This is a genomic window from Mucilaginibacter sp. GW821-FHT07H05 (genome assembly GCF_059418485.1).
The window spans coordinates 276,973-295,144 of the sequence record NZ_JBWKPY010000004.1 but is presented as its reverse complement, the minus strand read 5'-3'; the positions used below and the strand labels follow the sequence as shown (position 1 = coordinate 295,144).

The 18,172-nt window shown below is 44.3% G+C and carries 14 protein-coding genes; 6 read left to right on the top strand and 8 right to left on the bottom strand.

Features of this window, described 5'->3' with window-relative positions:
- Positions 1–436: 436 nt before the first annotated feature.
- Positions 437–1,822: a dihydrolipoyl dehydrogenase gene (lpdA, locus tag AC07M6_RS12430; protein WP_494889816.1), complete on the bottom strand. Its 1,386-nt coding sequence runs from the start codon at positions 1,820–1,822 to the stop codon at positions 437–439.
- Between the two features lie 505 nt (positions 1,823–2,327).
- Here lpdA and AC07M6_RS12425 point away from each other — a divergent pair.
- Complete coding sequence (locus AC07M6_RS12425; protein WP_494889815.1) at positions 2,328–5,537, top strand: TonB-dependent receptor; 3,210 nt, start codon at positions 2,328–2,330, stop codon at positions 5,535–5,537.
- 168 nt (positions 5,538–5,705) lie between these two features.
- Here AC07M6_RS12425 and AC07M6_RS12420 read toward each other — a convergent pair whose 3' ends face one another.
- The 7 genes from AC07M6_RS12420 to rpmB all read right to left on the bottom strand — a co-directional run bounded on the left by AC07M6_RS12420 (position 5,706) and on the right by rpmB (position 12,225).
- Positions 5,706–6,887: an AIR synthase related protein gene (locus tag AC07M6_RS12420; protein ID WP_494889813.1), complete on the bottom strand. Its 1,182-nt coding sequence runs from the start codon at positions 6,885–6,887 to the stop codon at positions 5,706–5,708.
- A gap of 40 nt (positions 6,888–6,927) precedes the next feature.
- Entirely contained in the window at positions 6,928–8,529 is a 1,602-nt protein-coding gene (gene bshC, locus AC07M6_RS12415) for a bacillithiol biosynthesis cysteine-adding enzyme BshC (protein WP_494889811.1), read from the bottom strand.
- A 387-nt stretch (positions 8,530–8,916) separates the two neighbouring features.
- On the bottom strand, positions 8,917–10,254 hold the full coding sequence (gene rimO / locus AC07M6_RS12410) for a 30S ribosomal protein S12 methylthiotransferase RimO (RefSeq protein ID WP_494889809.1): 1,338 nt from the start codon (positions 10,252–10,254) through the stop codon (positions 8,917–8,919).
- 107 nt (positions 10,255–10,361) lie between these two features.
- The gene (gene ftsY, locus AC07M6_RS12405; RefSeq protein WP_494889808.1) at positions 10,362–11,324 is read right to left on the bottom strand and encodes a signal recognition particle-docking protein FtsY; all 963 of its coding nucleotides are present in this window, start codon (positions 11,322–11,324) and stop codon (positions 10,362–10,364) included.
- 192 nt (positions 11,325–11,516) lie between these two features.
- Positions 11,517–11,672 (bottom strand): DUF4295 domain-containing protein, encoded by a 156-nt coding sequence (locus AC07M6_RS12400; RefSeq protein WP_494889807.1) that lies wholly within the window; start codon positions 11,670–11,672, stop codon positions 11,517–11,519.
- Positions 11,673–11,726: 54 nt separating this feature from the next.
- Positions 11,727–11,909: a 50S ribosomal protein L33 gene (rpmG, locus tag AC07M6_RS12395; RefSeq protein ID WP_194106904.1), complete on the bottom strand. Its 183-nt coding sequence runs from the start codon at positions 11,907–11,909 to the stop codon at positions 11,727–11,729.
- Positions 11,910–11,991: 82 nt separating this feature from the next.
- A complete protein-coding gene (gene rpmB / locus AC07M6_RS12390) occupies positions 11,992–12,225 on the bottom strand; it encodes a 50S ribosomal protein L28 (RefSeq protein ID WP_494889805.1) in 234 nt (77 codons plus the stop codon).
- Between the two features lie 260 nt (positions 12,226–12,485).
- On the opposite strand from rpmB, the gene acs reads away from it, so the two are divergent.
- The 5 genes from acs to AC07M6_RS12365 all read left to right on the top strand — a co-directional run bounded on the left by acs (position 12,486) and on the right by AC07M6_RS12365 (position 18,148).
- On the top strand, positions 12,486–14,387 hold the full coding sequence (gene acs / locus AC07M6_RS12385) for an acetate--CoA ligase (RefSeq protein ID WP_494889804.1): 1,902 nt from the start codon (positions 12,486–12,488) through the stop codon (positions 14,385–14,387).
- A 726-nt stretch (positions 14,388–15,113) separates the two neighbouring features.
- Entirely contained in the window at positions 15,114–15,299 is a 186-nt protein-coding gene (locus tag AC07M6_RS12380; protein ID WP_494889803.1) for a CsbD family protein, read from the top strand.
- Between the two features lie 210 nt (positions 15,300–15,509).
- Positions 15,510–16,427 (top strand): carbohydrate binding domain-containing protein, encoded by a 918-nt coding sequence (locus tag AC07M6_RS12375; protein ID WP_494889802.1) that lies wholly within the window; start codon positions 15,510–15,512, stop codon positions 16,425–16,427.
- 38 nt (positions 16,428–16,465) lie between these two features.
- Entirely contained in the window at positions 16,466–17,152 is a 687-nt protein-coding gene (locus tag AC07M6_RS12370) for a hypothetical protein (RefSeq protein ID WP_494889800.1), read from the top strand.
- A 60-nt stretch (positions 17,153–17,212) separates the two neighbouring features.
- On the top strand, positions 17,213–18,148 hold the full coding sequence (locus AC07M6_RS12365; RefSeq protein ID WP_494889798.1) for a T9SS type B sorting domain-containing protein: 936 nt from the start codon (positions 17,213–17,215) through the stop codon (positions 18,146–18,148).
- Positions 18,149–18,172: the final 24 nt, after the last annotated feature.

Sequence of the window (18,172 nt, the reverse complement as noted above, 5' to 3'; positions counted from 1 at the left end):
TGAAAGGATATTGTTACAATTCGACTAACCCAGACGGCGCTACGGAAAGAAGGCAGGAGGAAATATGGTACCGGCTTTATAATCCCCTCTTTCCGCCGCAGGCGAAGAGAGGGTGCCCCAGCGAAGCGATGGGCGGGTGAGTCAGCCCGTTTGAAAAGCAAGGCTACTGCTGCTATTTACGTTTGTTCCTGCTATCCGCTGCAACTCCTCCTTCGTCCGGGGTTTCCGCTGCTATCAGGTTTAGGGATGAACGTCTGAACCCTGATTAAGCGGATTTTGATGATTTACAGGTTTTTTAGAAGCGGAGCATCCTGGCTCTCGTGTAAATCGGTTTAATCCCGGTTCAGACAAACAAAAAACGCCGCCCGGAAACCGGGCGGCGTTTTATATCATCAAGGTTAACTAATCTCTAATTAACCAATCTCTAATCACTCACTTACAAGTGGATCACTTCGCCATAAGCATCGGCGGCAGCTTCCATTAATGCCTCGCTCATGGTTGGATGCGGGTGAATGGTTTTGATCATCTCGTGACCGGTAGTTTCCAGCTTGCGGGCGGCTACTACTTCGGCAATCATTTCGGTTACGTTATGGCCCAGCATGTGCGCGCCTAAAAATTCGCCATATTTAGCATCAAAGATCACTTTAACAAAACCATCTTTAGCGCCTGCGGCAGCAGCTTTGCCCGATGCCGAGAACGGGAACTTACCCACCTTAATTTCATAACCAGCTTCCTTAGCCGCTTTTTCGGTATAACCAACCGAGGCAACTTCGGGCAGGCAATAAGTACAGCCGGGGATATTATTATAGTTAATAGGCTCGGGGTTTAAACCGGCAATTTTCTCTACACAGGTAATACCTTCGGCCGATGCTACGTGAGCTAAGGCCTGGCCTTTTACAATATCACCGATGGCGTAAACACCTTCCACATTGGTGCGGTAGTAATCATCAACCAATACCTTGCCTTTGTCGGTTTTAACACCGTTCTCTTCAAGCCCGATACCTTCAATATTGGTAGAGATACCGATGGCCGATAAAACGATCTCGGCTTCCAGCACTTCAACACCGGTTGCTGTTTTTACATTCACCTTGCACAATTCGCCGCTTGAATCAACCGACTCGACAGTTGAACCGGTCATGATATTGATGCCTTGTTTTTTAAGGATACGGCCCAGTTGTTTCGAGATCTCCTCATCCTCAAGCGGAACGATGTTATCTAAAAACTCAACAACAGTTACCTTAGTGCCGATAGCATTATAAAAATAAGCAAACTCGATACCGATAGCGCCCGATCCAACCACCACCATTGATTTTGGTTGTTTTGGCAACACCATGGCCTGGCGGTAACCGATAACCTTTTTGCCATCCTGTTTAAGATTAGGCAATTCGCGGCTGCGGCCGCCTGTAGCCAGTATAATATGTTTAGCGGTGTACACCTTAGCGCCACCATCATTGGTCACTTCAACCTGGCCTTTTGCCTTTAGTTTGCCCGTACCAACAATTACGTCGATCTTATTTTTCTTCATCAGGAACTGAACGCCCTTGCTCATGCCGTCGGCTACGCCGCGGCTGCGTTTTACAACGGCTTCAAAATCCACTTCGCCGCCGGCTACTTTTATGCCGTAATCGGCCGCGTGGTTTAAATATTCAAAAACCTGGGCGCTTTTTAACAAAGCCTTGGTGGGGATACAACCCCAGTTAAGGCAAATGCCACCCAGTGATTCTTTTTCTACTACCGCGGTTTTTAAACCCAGTTGGGATGCGCGGATAGCGGCTACATAGCCACCCGGGCCCGACCCTATAACAATTACATCGTAATCCATAATATCGATTAAATATGCTTTTTTGAATTTGAGCCAAAGCTAAACAAAAACCACGGAATGAAAAATATTGTGCCCGCTTATACAGCAATATATTACCCGCGAATGGCATAGCTTATGATGGAGACAATATAAGCATCGGCTATTCAAAAAAAGCCAGAATATCGCCGCCCTGGACAAAGAAGATTTTGCCTTACGGTGATTTTGCAATACTAACGGACTGGATAGCAAGTTATTTTAGCATATTTTGTCGTGATATTAACAATTAAAAACAATGTTATTTGGAGAGTTGCGCGCAATAACATAAAGGTATAATAGGCATGTATGCCTAAAAATATTAATATTATTGCGAAAATTATTAAAAAAACAAATTTTGTTTCGTTATGATATTAATCCGGTAGGTTAAATGTTGAAAAGTGTGAAATTTTGTTAACAATAACTTAACATAAGCTATTGAGTGTTTACTTATATTTGCCCCCAAAATATTTAAACTAAAACCCCAACAAGTATGAGGAAGTCTTTACTTTTTTTAATTATGGCCCTTTTTACTACTGCTGCAGCCTTTGCCCAGGTTACAACCAGTAGCTTAACAGGTACCATTAAGGATGCAAAGGGTATTACCCTGCCCGGTGCAACCATTGTAGCTACACACGTGCCTACAGGTTCGGTGTACAGCACATCAACCAGGGCCAATGGCCAGTACACCATCCCTAATATGAAGGCAGGTGGCCCGTACACGGTAAAAATCTCATTTATTGGTTACGAATCAAAAACTGAAACCGACCTTGTACTTTCGTTAGGTACACCATTAAGGTACGATGCTGTTTTAGCCGAAACCGGTAAAACACTATCTGAAGTAACCATTAAAGGTGCAAAAAAAGGTAGTGTGATCAGCCCTGAAAGAACTGGTGCATCAACCAACCTTTCGTTAGCTGAAATCCAGAACCTGCCAACGGTTAGCCGCAGTATCCAGGATTACACCCGTTTAACTCCGCAAGCTATCTCTACTAACAGCAGTACCGACGGTAGCCCGCTGGGTATTAGCTTTGCTGGTCAAAGCAACAAGTATAACTCTTTCACCATTGACGGTGCTATGGCGAATGACGTTTTTGGTTTGAGCGCTACAGGTACAAATGGTGGCCAGTCTGCTTCTAACCCAATTCCATTGGAATCTATCCAGGAGTTACAGATATTGCTTTCGCCGTATGATGTTACCCAAAGTAACTTTACAGGCGGCGGCATTAACGCGGTTACCAAAAGTGGTACCAATGCGTTCCACGGTTCGGTTTACGGATTTGGCCAAAACCAAAATTTTATTGGTAAAAGCGTTACCACCGGTCTTAAATACCAAACTTATAAGAACCAAACATTTGGAGCCAGCTTAGGTGGTGCCATTATCAAAAACAAGTTGTTCTTTTTTGCCAACTATGAGAAACAAAAAAGCACTACTCCGTTGGCTTTCGACCCGACTGAAGCTAATTCAGGTTCGAAATTTGATGTTGCTACTCTGCAATCGCTACATGATTATGTATTAAATACCTACAAATTTGATGTAGGTGGTTTTGGCGCTATCAATAAAACTATTGAATCGGAAGATGCTTTCGGCCGTTTAGACTGGAACATTAACGATAAAAACAAGCTGACTATCCGTCATAACTATGCTATCAGCCATAACGATGTGATCAGCCGTACTGCAACTACCATGACTTTTGCTAACAGCGGTTATGTAATTAACAACACTACCAACTCAACCGTTGCCGAATTAAACAGTTCGTTCAGCAGCCAAATGTCAAACGTTTTGCGTTTAACTTATACTAACATTAAAGATTACAGGACTACAGCTTTGTTCCCTTCAGTGTTTATTTCTGATGCTGCTTCAGGTACAGGTTTAAATTATAACCTGGGTGCCGAAAGTTCATCTCCAAAAAATAGCCTTGATCAGAACGACTTTACCCTAACTGATAACTTAACTATCTACAAAGACAACCACACCATTACTGTTGGTACCGATAACTTGTTCTATAACAGTAATAACGTATTTGTTCAGTACTATTATGGTTATTATAACAGGTATAACAGTATAGCTGCATTCCAAAATAATACCGCTGCCCCAACAGGTTATAGCGCTTATTATTCGGTAGCAGGTGGTAGTGATCTTGCGCCTTCACAAATACATGCCGCGCAATTAGGTATTTACGGTCAGGATGTTTGGACTATTAAACCAAACTTTAAATTAACTTACGGCATACGTTTTGATATGCCTGTTTATTTTAACAAACCAGCAGAAAACGCTGCATTTAACGCATCAGATATTGCACAGGCTAATCACGTTTCTACAAACGTATTGCCTAAATCACAAATTATGGTTGCGCCACGTGTAGGCTTTAACTGGGATGTATACGGCGATGCAACTACACAGATACGTGGTGGTGCCGGCTTGTTCACTGGCCGTATCCCTTTTGTTTACCTAAGCAACCAATACGGTGCAACTGGTGCAACGTTAGTTAGATACTCTGCTACAGGTACAGCTTTAACTCCTATCCGTTTCAAATATGATCCAACCGACCCGCATTTGGGCGCTACATTAGGTTCAGCTAATGCCCCGGGCGAGATTGACGTTACCGATCGTAACTTCAAATTCACTAAAACTTTGCGCGGTAACTTAGCTATCGACCAAAAATTGGGTATCTGGGGTTTAGTTGGTAGTTTAGAAGGTATTTATACCAAAAAGATCAACGATGTACTTTGGAAAAATATCAACTTAACTTCAAATCCTACTTTAACTACTGCTATTGGCCCAACTACGAGGCCATATTATAACTTTACAAGGGTTAATACTAACTATACCGATGTGCTGATGTTAACTAACACCAGCAAAGGTTATGCCTACAACGTAACAGCTCAAATTCAAAAACCAATCAGTAACGGCTGGTCTGGTTCATTAGCTTATACTTATGGCCACTCAACTTCGGTTAGTGATGGTACCAGCTCAACAGCTATTTCTAACTGGAGGTTTGTATACAATATCAACGGTTTAAATAACCCTGATGAGGCAACTTCAAACTTTGATCCGGGATCACGCATTGTTGGTTATGTATCAAAAAGGTTTACTTATGCAAAAGGCCGTTTATCAACCACTATTGGTTTAGTTTACATTGGCCAGTCAGGTCAGCCGTTCTCTTATCAGTATGGTGCTAACATCAACGGTGACGACGTTACTACCCGTACCAGCGTAGCTGCCTTAGCTTACATACCTGCATCTGCTGCTGAAGCTCAGTTTGTTCAGTTTACTAACTCAGCCGGTGTAGTAGTTTCTCCAGCACAACAATGGGCAGATTTTTACTTATTTGCTGAGAAAAACCCATATATTAAAGAGCACATGGGCCAGGTTGCTAAACGTAACAGCGCACGTTTACCATGGGAAAACCATATCGATTTGAAAGTAAGCCAGGATATTTACCTGGTTAACAAACACAAAATATCTGTGAGTGCCGATATATTGAACGTAGGTAACTTAATTAACCAAAAATTTGGCCGCGCATACTTCCTGGCTAACCAGGGCGGTAACTTATTTGGTGTAGTATCGCAAACTGCAACCCCAACCTTTACCTTTGATAAAACAAGGTTAAACACAGTTGACGGTAAATTGCAAGTGTATAACTACAGCGATTACTTGTCACGTTTCCGTGCACAATTCAGCGTACGTTACAGCTTCTAATACATAGAGATTTTAAAATTGAAAGCCCCGTTTGCATTTGCAAGCGGGGCTTTTTTGTGGGATTAATATGTCATGCTGAACTTGTTTCAGCACCCCACTTGCAAAGTGGGGTGCAAATCTGACCTTAGGATGGGGTGCCGAAACAAGTTCGGCATGACAATCTATGTATTAATTATACACAAACTCCCCAAACTCCGAGCGTACAGTTACCTGTTTGCTTTCGGCAGCTTCAACGCGGCCGATGATCTGTGCATCTACATTAAAGCTTTGGGATATGGCTATTAAATCGGCTGCTATGGCTTCAGGTACGTATAGTTCCATCCGGTGGCCCATATTAAATACCTTATACATTTCGTGCCAGCTGGTGCCCGATTCGGTTTGGATCAGCTTAAACAGCGGTGGCACGGGGAACAGGTTATCCTTAATAATATGCAGGTTATTAATAAAGTGCAGCACTTTGGTTTGCGCGCCGCCGCTGCAATGTACCATGCCGTGTATCTGCGGGCGGTAGGCGTCTAATATTTGTTTAATGATTGGCGCATAAGTGCGGGTAGGGGATAATACCAGCTTACCGGCTGTAATGCTTTGGCCGTTACCAATCTCTACCAGATCGGTTAATTGCTTGCTGCCCGAAAATACCAGGTCCTGCGGAACAGCCGGATCATAACTTTCAGGGTAATTATTAGCTATAGATTTGTTAAACACATCATGACGGGCAGACGTTAAGCCATTTGAGCCCATGCCGCCATTGTATTCCGTTTCGTAAGTAGCCTGTCCGGATGATGCCAGGCCCACAATTACATCGCCTGGCTGGATGGTATGGTTAGATATCACATCGTTGCGCTGCATGCGGCAGGTAACGGTCGAATCGACAATGATGGTACGCACCAGGTCGCCCACATCGGCAGTTTCGCCGCCGGTAGAATAAATGCCTATACCAGCTGCGCGCAGATCGGCCAAAACCTCCTCGGTGCCATTAATAATGGCTGCAATCACCTCGCCAGGGATCAGGTTTTTATTACGGCCAATGGTTGACGACAGCAGGATATTATCAGTGGCGCCTACGCAAAGCAAATCGTCCAAGTTCATGATGACGGCATCCTGGGCAATGCCCCGCCAAACCGAGATATCACCGGTTTGTTTCCAATAGCTATAGGCCAATGACGATTTGGTACCTGCCCCATCGGCATGCATAATATTGCACCAGTTGGGGTCATTACTTAAAATATCGGGAATTATTTTGCAGAAAGCCTGGGGAAATATACCCTTATCAATGTTTTTGATGGCATTGTGTACATCATCCTTTGAGGCGGATACGCCCCGCTGGTCATACCTTTGCGAAGAAGTCATGGGCAAATATAAGGAAATTGTCAGCAATGACAATTGGTTATTACTCGGCCAAAATACTAAACTCAAAAGCCAGCGGCTGGAAATTGCGGATAAGCTCGTCAATAAAGCTTTGGCCCCATTTTACATAGAACAAGCCAAAGTTTTCGGTACGTTCCTGCAGGCTGTCTTTAGGGAATAAATCGGCTTTAATATGATCTATCTGGGTAAGCCGCGTACTATAATTGCGTTTTTCGGCACGGGTGAACTTCTTTTCAAGGTTATCCATGGCGTGCTTTAACCGGGCTTCTACCGCAGCGGTTGATGGGGCAAGGGTAGGGTCTATTTGTGTTGCACGCTCTTTTATGCTTTTAAAAATAGCGCCTAATTGCTCCCATTCCTTTTGCAGGCTCAGGTCTTTGTCGGTATTCTGCTTGATCCAGTAGTTTTTCAACTCATCGGCAGGTTTAAAAAAATCCTGAGGGGATAAACCCATCTTAGCTATTTTGGGTGTGTATTCTTTGGGGATAATCAAGCCCGAGTTGCGCAGGATCAGGATAGGGAAATCAACTTTGTAATGATCGAAGTTGGCTTTCAGTTCCAGCCAGTAAACCATCTCGGCGCCACCACCTATGTAGGCAATGTTGGGCAATATCACTTCCTGGTAAAGCGGGCGCATTACTACGTTCGGACTAAAACGTTCGGGATGCGCGGCTATTTCCTGCTTCAGTTCCGCCTCCGAAAAAGCGATTTCCGTATTTAAAACCTTATAGCTGTTATCTTCAAATACAATCCGCTCGCGCAGGCTATCCTTCAAATAAAAGAAATTGATCTCGCGCGGGTTAACCTGGATATGAACATCAATGGCTTGCAGTAGTTTATTAGTTTCAGTAATATGTTTAAAGCTGTTTTGCTCAATAATATCCTGCTCGATGATAGGGGCGAATTGCTTTTTCAATTCATGATCGTCAGCATCAATGATCACTAAACCGTACTGACCGAACAAAGCATCCACCATATACCGGGTAGCATCGGCCAGTTTGTCAAATTTGGTATAGGCGGTGCTCACTATTTCGCCAAGCTCTAAAGCATAACCATCCAAGCCCAGTACGCCTTTATATTGATTTAATGCCTGGCGGATGGTATCAGGATTGATGCGACCGGTGGCGCCGCTGGCCTCGTACCACCAATGTACTTTTTTACCGCCTATGTTGGTGTAATTGATCTCGGCAAAGTCGTGGTCTTCGGATGCCATCCAGTAAACCGGTACGAAGTTTTTATCCGGGAAGGCTTCCTTTAACTGGCGACTAAGCTTTATGGCGGTAACTATTTTATAAATAAAATACAGTGGCCCTGCAAATATGTTGAGTTGATGGCCAGTAGTTACGGTAAATGTATCGGGCGATTTTAACAGTTCGATATTGGCCAGCACGGTTTGGGCATTGTGGCTTTTACCTTTTTCGTTATCAAAATATTGATGAGTTAACACCCTGGCCAGCAATTCCCTGTCGGCCACAACTTTTTTATGATTAAAAAGTTCGGCAAAGCCTTCCATAGTAGGGCGATGGCTATAAAATGAGCGCAGATCGGGCGCATCGTCCAGGTAGTTTGCAACTGTTGGCGAGAAAAACCCGGTGTCTTTATAGCTGATACAACTGATGTCCATGTAAAAAGTTCGAAATGCGAAAGTTCAAGTTCGGAATTAAAACAAAACCCGCTTACAAAAATCGAATTTAGATTTTATATTCTTAATACAAACATCGCCGCAAGGCAAACCGTATTATTTTACAATTTGTCCATAAAGGTCAAAATCCTCGGGCTCAACAAAATTTCGCGATAGGGATTGCAGAGGAAAGCCCGGAGCCGTGGTGGACGGTGCGTGGGAATGGCGAGGACTTGGAACGAAAAGCCCGGGCCGCAGGCATCGCCATATAAATTTTCTACCGATCCTAATTTATAAGGATTATTGTTCATGAAGTCACAGACTTCATTTATCTGTAGGCTTCAGTCGCAGACTGAAGCCAGTCGTACGCAGACTCAAAGCCATATAAACTTATTTCACTATTCCCCCATAAAGGTCAAAATCTTCGGCGTTGTCAATTTTTACATTTACAAAACTGCCAACGGTGGCGTAATTCACCTTCGCGTCAATCAGAACTTCGTTATCTACCTCGGGCGAATCGTATTGGGTACGGCCCACAAAAAAGTCGCCGTCCTTTTTATCAATCAGTACTTTAAAAGTCTGACCGATCTTTTCCTGATTTTTATCAAACGAAATACCCTGCTGAATTTCCATAATAGCATCGGCACGTTCCTGTTTTACTTCTTCGGGCACGTCATCAATCAGGGTATGGGCATGTGTTTTTTCCTCGTGCGAGTAGGTGAAGCAACCCAGACGGTCGAATTTGGTATCGGCTACCCATTGCTGCATTTCCGCAAAATCCTGTTCGGTTTCGCCCGGGTAACCAGTAATAAGTGTGGTACGCATGGCAATGCCCGGCACCTTATCGCGGATCTGGTTCACCACGTCGATGGTTTTTTGTTTGGTGATCCCGCGGCGCATCGATTTCAGCATGTTATCGCTGATATGCTGCAATGGCATATCCAGGTATTTGCAAATATTCTCGCGCTCGTTCATCGCATCCAAAATTTCCATCGGGAAACCGGAAGGGTAGGCGTACTGCAAACGGATCCACTCGATGCCATTTACGTCGCTCAGGCGGCGTAATAACTCATCCAGGTTGCGTTTACCATACAGGTCTAATCCGTAGTAAGTTAAATCCTGGGCTATTAAAATCAGTTCTTTAGTGCCGTTTTTAGCCAGATGCTGTGCATTACGCACCAGTTCGTCCATCGGTGTGCTCAGGTGCTTACCGCGCATCAATGGGATGGCGCAAAACGAGCAGGGCCGGTTACAGCCCTCGGCAATTTTAAAATAAGCAAAGTGCGATGGGGTGGTCAGCATGCGTTCGCCAATCAGCTCATGGCGATAGTTAGCGCCTAAGGAACCCAGCAGGTTTTGCAGATCGTTAGTACCGTGCCACGAATCTACATTGGTAATTTCGGCTTCCAACTCGGGCTTGTAGCGTTCGGACAGGCAGCCGGTAACAATTACCTTGCCTATTTTACCCTGATCCTTCAGCTCGCTGTATTGCAGAATGGTATCGATAGATTCCTGCTTGGCATTATCAATAAACCCGCAGGTGTTAATGACAACAATGTCGTTCTTATTCACTTTATCCGCCTCGTGCACCACATCAAATTGGTTACCGCGCAGTTGCCCCATTAATACTTCGCTATCGTAAATGTTTTTGGAGCAGCCTAACGTTACAACGTTCACGCGCTGTTTAACCGGTTGCTTTGGTGTTTTGCTTACTTCTTTTGTTCTCATTACCTATTATTATGTCATTGCGAGCGATAGCGTGGCAATCTCGTAGTTTGATTTGCGTACTACGAGATTGCCGCGTCGCTACGCTCCTCGCAATGACAATTTGTATTCTATTTGAATAATGACTCTACAAAACTCTTCCTATCAAACAGCTGCAAATCATTCATACTTTCACCAACCCCTATATACTTCACCGGGATCTTAAACTGATCGGAAATGCCAATCACCACACCGCCTTTGGCCGTGCCATCCAGTTTGGTGAGGGCTAAGGCATTAACGTTAGTGGCTTCGGTAAATTGCTTGCATTGCTCAATGGCGTTTTGCCCGGTTGATGCATCCAGCACCAGCAAAATCTCGTGCGGCGCGCCGGGGACTACCTTTTGCATCACGTTTTTAATCTTGGTCAGCTCGTTCATCAGGCCAACTTTATTGTGCAGGCGGCCGGCTGTATCTATTATCGCTACATCATCGCCATTGGCTACGGCCGATTTAAGCGTATCAAAAGCCACCGAAGCGGGGTCCGACCCCATAGGTTGCGCCACCACCCTTACATCTACACGTTTGCCCCAAAGCAATAACTGGTCTACAGCCGCCGCGCGGAAGGTGTCGGCAGCGCCTAATACTACCTGGTTGCCGGCTTGCTTTAGCTGATGCGCCAGTTTGCCGATGGTAGTGGTTTTGCCTACACCGTTAACACCCACCACCATAATTACATAGGGTTTGTGCGTGCCGTATTCAAAGCTGCTGAAATCGTTACTGTTATTTTCGGCCAGCAGTTGCTGGATCTCGTCGCGCAGGATGCCGTTCAGTTCGGATGTGCCGATGTATTTATCGCGGGCTACGCGGGCTTGTATACGCTCAATAATCTTGAGGGTGGTTTTAACGCCCACATCTGAAGTGACCAGGATCTCTTCCAACTCGTCCAGCACATCATCATCAACGGTTGATTTGCCGGCAACGGCCTTAGTTAACTTGGCAAACAGGTTATCCTTGGTTTTTTCTAAACCGGTATCCAGCGCCTGCTGTTGCTGCGGGGTAGTTTCCTTCTTTTTAAAAAAATCAAATAAGCCCATTATGGATATGCAAATGTGTGGATGTGCAAATATGCAGATTATTGTTCGACCCTGATTTTCAAGATTGGAAGGATCGCATGATTTTACATAATCCTGTAAATCCTTAAATCCGTTTAATCACGGTTCAGACCGATAATAAAAAAAGCCCTCTCGTAAATACAAGACGGCTTTTATATTCTTTTATGCTCGTAATTAGTTCTTACCAATCACGTCCTTAACCATATCATTAGGAACAATTGCTTCCTTAAATGAATAAGCACCTGTTTTTGGCGACTTGGTCATGGTGATTACTTTTGAGAATTCTTTGCCTTTACCTGTTTGCAGGGTTGCAACTACTTTCTTTGCCATCTCTTTTTAATTATTGAGTTATTGAATTAGTGAATGATCGATAGATCAGTTCAACTATTTAATTTCTTTATGAACGGTTACTTTTCTTAATACCGGGTTAAATTTTTTCATCTCTAACCTTTCAGTGGTATTTTTCTTGTTCTTGGTGGTAATGTAACGAGACATACCCGGCATGCCGCTTTCTTTATGCTCGGTGCACTCTAATATTACCTGAACCCTGTTGCCTTTTTTTGCCATTGTAGTATGATGTTGTGATCGGGGCGATTTTTAAGGGACATCAGTTTCACAACTAAAGCCCATCGCCAGATCTAATTTACTATTAAATTTTTCCTGTTTTTACAAATTTGTTGATGCAGGCAGTGATGCCGTTCTTAGTAATGGTTTTTACAGCCGAAGTAGAAACTTTCAGTGTGATCCATTTATCTTCCTCAGGGATATAAAACTTTTTCAGTTTTAAATTCGGGTAAAATCTGCGTTTGGTTTTACGGTTCGAATTAGAAACGTTGTTACCGGTCATAGCAGCTTTTCCGGTTAAATCACATATTCTTGACATGACAAATCTTTTTAATTGTGTTCTTTTTCTCAAAAGAGTTTGCAAATATCAGGTTTTTATGTCAAATATTCAATAGGGTGTTCAAAATATTTTTAAATTCTTTTTGATGGGGTAATCAGCCATTTGTTAACCCTAAAACTTGCTGATGAGAACGGTTGCAACATAAAGTAATCCGGTAAATGGTATAATCCTGTATTTCTGATATTTTTCATTTACACATCAAGCAGAAATTACTAATTTACGCCACCATTTACTTAGTTATGAAAATTACCTCTTTCGACGAATACAAGCAGATCTATCAGCAAAGTGTAGAGCAACCCGAGCAATTTTGGGCAGGCGTAGCCGATACCTTTCAATGGCGAAAAAAATGGGATAAAGTGCTGGATTGGAACTTTACCGAGCCTAAAATACGCTGGTTCGACGGGGCGAAACTAAATATCACCGAGAACTGCCTCGACCGGCATTTAACAACCATTGGCGACAAGCCTGCTATTATATGGGAGCCTAACGACCCATCCGAAGACCACCGCGTGCTGACTTATAAACAACTGTATGATAAGGTTTGTGAGTTTGCCAATGTGCTAAAAAACAACGGCGCTAAAAAAGGCGACCGTATTTGCGTTTATATGCCCATGGTGCCCGAACTGGCTATCGCTATTTTGGCCTGCGCCCGTATCGGCGCTATCCACTCGGTAGTATTCGGGGGATTTTCGGCACAATCTATTGCCGATAGGATCCAGGACGCAGAGTGTAATATCGTGATCACTGCCGATGGTGGTTTCCGCGGCGCCAAGGATATCCCGTTAAAGAATGTAATTGACGATGCGCTGGTACAGTGCCCCTCGGTTAAGCGCGTAATTGTGCTTACCCGTACCCGTACACCAGTGGCCATGATAAAAGGCCGCGATGTATGGTGGGAAGATGAAGTTAAAAAAGTAGAGACACAAGGGAACAAAGCCTGCCCGGCCGAAGAAATGGAAGCCGAAGACATGTTGTTTATCCTGTATACATCCGGCTCAACCGGTAAGCCTAAAGGCGTGGTGCATACCTGCGGCGGCTATATGGTTTACGCCGGGTATACGTTTGATACCACCTTCCAGTATCAGCCTGAAGAGATCTTTTTCTGTACGGCCGATATCGGCTGGATCACTGGCCACTCGTACATTGTATACGGGCCGCTATCGCAGGGGGCTACCTCGCTGATGTTTGAAGGCGTGCCTACCTGGCCGGATGCCGGGCGTTTTTGGGATGTGGTAGATAAGCATAAAGTTAACATATTATATACCGCGCCAACCGCCATTCGCTCGCTGATGAGCTTTGGTGAAGAACCGCTGAAAGGTAAAAACCTGAGCACGCTGACTAAATTAGGATCGGTAGGGGAGCCGATTAACGAAGAAGCCTGGCACTGGTTTGATGAAAAAATAGGTCACGGTAAATGCCCAATTGTGGATACCTGGTGGCAAACCGAAAATGGCGGTCACATGATAACGCCTATTGCCGGCGTTACACCGCTTAAACCTGGCTATGCCAGTTTCCCGTTGCCGGGCGTGCAACCTATTTTGGTTGACGAAAAAGGTAACGAGATTGAGGGTAACGGTGTAAGCGGCAACCTGTGTATTAAGTTCCCGTGGCCCGGAATGCTGCGCACCACTTATGGGGATCATGAACGCTGCCGTTTAACCTATTTTGCCACATATCCCGGCAATTACTTCACCGGCGATGGCTGCCTGCGCGACGAGGATGGCTATTACCGCATTACCGGCCGTGTGGATGATGTGCTGAATGTATCCGGCCACCGTATTGGTACGGCCGAGGTGGAGAACGCCATTAATATGCACAGTAGCGTGGTAGAATCGGCCGTGGTGGGCTATCCGCATGATATTAAGGGACAAGGCGTATACGCCTTTGTAGTAAGCCCTAATCAGCATGGTGATGAAGAGTTATCCCGCAAGGATATCATGATGACTGTGGCCCGCATTATAGGCGCTATCGCCAAGCCAGATAAGATCCAGTTTGTAAGCGGATTGCCTAAAACACGTTCGGGTAAAATTATGCGCCGTATTTTACGCAAGATAGCCGAAGGCGATACCAGTAATTTGGGCGATACTTCTACACTATTAGATCCGGCTGTTGTTGAGGAGATCAAGGCGGGGGCGTTATAGTCATTTCGCTGCGCTGTCATTATGCTTCGCGTCATTGGGTCATTCTTCGTCTCCGCAGGGTCTCTCGGTTATTTAAGTTAACCCATAAAACCAAAACCTTTTATTTAGGCTAAAGGGCATCGCCCCGGTTCATATTTTAGCAACGGATTTCAATCCGTTGATTAATGGAATAGTTTATAGGAGAGCCGTAGGTTCGGGCCATATCATTATCGTTACTATATTCGACAGAATATTTGCCGTTCCCATGGAACTCCTGTTGGTTTTATTCATTAATCAACGGGTTAAAACCCGTTGCTACAAGATATTTCGTCCGCTATGCGGACTTGCTAACAGTATTTATAGCAAATTTGTGGGTTAACTTAAACTCGGGGAAGGCCCTGTGGAAGCATGAAGGTCCGACAAATATCCGCTTTGCAGCCGTGCGTAGGGTCCTCTACGAGAGGCGCGGCGATAACAAAAATGTGAGCCCTGCGGACCGCTATTATAGGATCCTATCCGATACAGGGTTAACACGACTTAACACTATTTCGAGAATAATTAATAATAAATTATTGATAATCAATTAATTAATTCAAAAATCAGGTAAATCATGTTAAGCCAAAATTTTAGAACTTTTCCTCCTCTCCGAGAGAGCCTGTGAAGACGTTGTAACTGATTTACCTTATCGTTTTAAAACCAATCCCTTTTCCCAGTGTTCTTCTAATACATCTAAAAAAGAAAAACACCATGGACAGATTAGAAATTAAAGGCAAGTGGAACGAGATAAAAGGCAAGGTTAAACAAAGCTATGCCGACCTGACTGATGATGACCTGAAATACGAAGAGGGCCAGGATGACGAATTGTTAGGCCGGCTCCAGCAAAAAACGGGCAAGGCCCGCGATGAGTTAGTGAATTGGATAAACAATTTGTAACACTAAAAAAGACCCGATTGTTCGGGTCTTTTTTTTTTATACCGGAAATCTGAAATTGCTTAGAAGTTATAACGCAAAGTAATAAAGAGATTAATATAAGTAACTGTTAAGAATTTTATTATCCTAATATGAAATAAATCGTAACTAAAGCTAATGCTTTGCCGTACAACGTATTGTTGTATTGATTAAAGTATTACCGGGGTTGGATTTATGCAGGGGATTTATACTAAACAATTTACGCTTTCTTATTATTCCGTTTTGCCGTTTGTTATCGGCGGGCTATTGTTATTCCTGTTCGGGAGCGCCGGCGCAATTTTTAACAATAGCAATAACTCATCCAAAACATCCAATACCAATACCGCTGCCGCGCGTGCGCCGGAAATATGCCAGATCTCGGCTGATGAAACCATCACCAAATGTGGCACCAGTGTAGTATTACATACCGATCCGGGTGTCAGCAATTATACCTGGAGCAATGGCGCGGTTGATCCGGATATGACGGTTACCCAGTCCGGCCAGTATTGGTGGCAATTTATTGATCTGAGCCGTAATACGGTTACCAACGGTAATTTTACTAATGGCCGCAACGGCTTCAGCAGCGATTATACTTATATCAGTCCAACCGGTTCAACCGGATCGTTCGGCGCCCTGAGTGCCGAAGGTTACTATTCGGTTAGTACCAGTCCGCGCGTTACCCATACCAATTTTTCAAACTTTGCCGATCATACAACCGGCAGCGGCACTATGATGGTGATCAACGGATCGCCGGTAAATAACGCCAAAGTATGGTGGCAGAACATTGCGGTTGAGCCCAACACTACCTACATATTCTCTATCTGGGCAGCATCGGCGCATCCGGCTAACCCGGCTAAACTTAATTTTTCTATCAACGGCTCACAATTAGGGGTAATACAACTAACCGCAAATACGGGCGTTTGGACAAACTTTACCGTACAGTGGACATCGGGTACCAGCACATCTGCGACTATTGGCATTATTAATCAAAACACCATTGCCAACGGCAACGATTTCGCGCTGGACGACATTGTTTTTGCGCCCATTTGCCGCAAGTATTTTAATGTTACGCTAAACCCTAATCCGCCAAAGCCAACTATAACTGGGAATTAACACACGCACAGACACAAACTATATAACTATTAAATAACATGTATTCATTTATTAAAGCAACACTAACTATTTTATTATCTGTGGCAACCATGGCTGTTTTTGCACAGTCGGTTACGCCCGGTCCAAGCGATGCTATTACCGCTCCGCCAGCCAGTGCCTCGGCTGTGGCGCAGGTATTATGTTATGGGTCCACTATTAGTTTAAAAGGCCCTGCTGATCCGGGATCTACCTACAAAAAGTATCAATGGTACAAAATGGATAATGCCGGCAACAAGCAATTAGCTAAAGATGGTACCGATAACACCTATACCGAAGTTTCGACGGGTGCGGGTTATTATACCTATCAACTGGTAATTACCAACACAAACGATTGCTCGTCTGATATCTCCGATCCGTTTAAGGTTTACGTATTGCCGCAGTTAACGCCGGCCATCACACCAACGGGTAATGTTACCTCGGTTTGCGAGAAGGGGGCATCAACTACGATATTAACTGCAAGTGTGGCTAATACCAATTTTACTTACACTTATCAGTGGACAAGAAATGGTACCGATATAGCCGGGGCTAATACCAATACCTACACCGTTACCGAGCAAACGGCCGGCAGTGTAACCTTTGGTGTAAAAGTGGCTTACACGCTTAATAATAGCTGTACGCAAACTGCAACGCAGGTAATAACAGTAGTACCTGTGCCAGGTAAACCGGTAATTGTAGCCGGTCCGTAACCAGGATAAACCATACAGACCTTGCGGTACAAATATTACATAGCTGTTATCAGCATACTAATGCTTTGGATAAATGCCTTTGCCTTTAATAAGGTAAAAGGCATTTATGCCAACGGCAATGTAATTGTTTTACAACCAGGGCAAAAAGTGGTGTTACATGCCGGTGTAGCTAACGCTGCGGCCTATCAATGGTATAATCAAAAAAAGGCTATACCCGGCGCGGTAAAAAGCGAGTATACGGCTTCGGCAGCCGGGATGTACACGGTAATTGCCTATAATAAAGAGAGCTGCCCTTCTGATGAATCGGAGCAGTTGCAGGTAATTATGGCCACCTCAACCATATCTACACAGGTAGATTTAGATGTACTAAAAGTAGTTGAGGCCAAACCCGTAGCAACCGGCGAGGTATTTATTTACCGGATAACAGTAGGGAATAAAACCGGGCAAATTGCAACCAATGTGAAAATGAGGGATGCTTTACCGCTTAACCTGGTGTATGTGGGGATAAAAGGGGCAACTACCGGCACCGGGCAATATGATGCAGACAGCCGGACGATTACCTGGTATATAGGCGATTTAAAAGGGAAAAGCAATGCCGAGATCCAATTACTGGTAAAGGCCGGCAAGCACGGTATGGTAAGTAATACGGCCATTGTTAGCTCGGCCGAGATTGATATCGATCCGTCTGATAACAGTTCGACCGCCATAAAAGATATTAAAGGGCTAAACGTGCCCAATGTATTTACCCCTAACGGAGATGGGGTGAACGATACGTTTGAGATACCCGGTTTAACAGATTATCCGGATAATACCATCGATATTTTTAACCGTTGGGGCAACAGTATTTATCACAAACAGGGATACCTGAGCGACTGGACAGGGAATGGCCTGAACGAGGGTACCTATTTTTATGTGCTGCAGGTTAAGGATGCCAACGGGGTATCCGAAACATATAAAGGATATATCACCCTGCTGCGTTCGCGGGGTGCGGAATGATAGTCCCTCCCTGGGAGTTGGGCT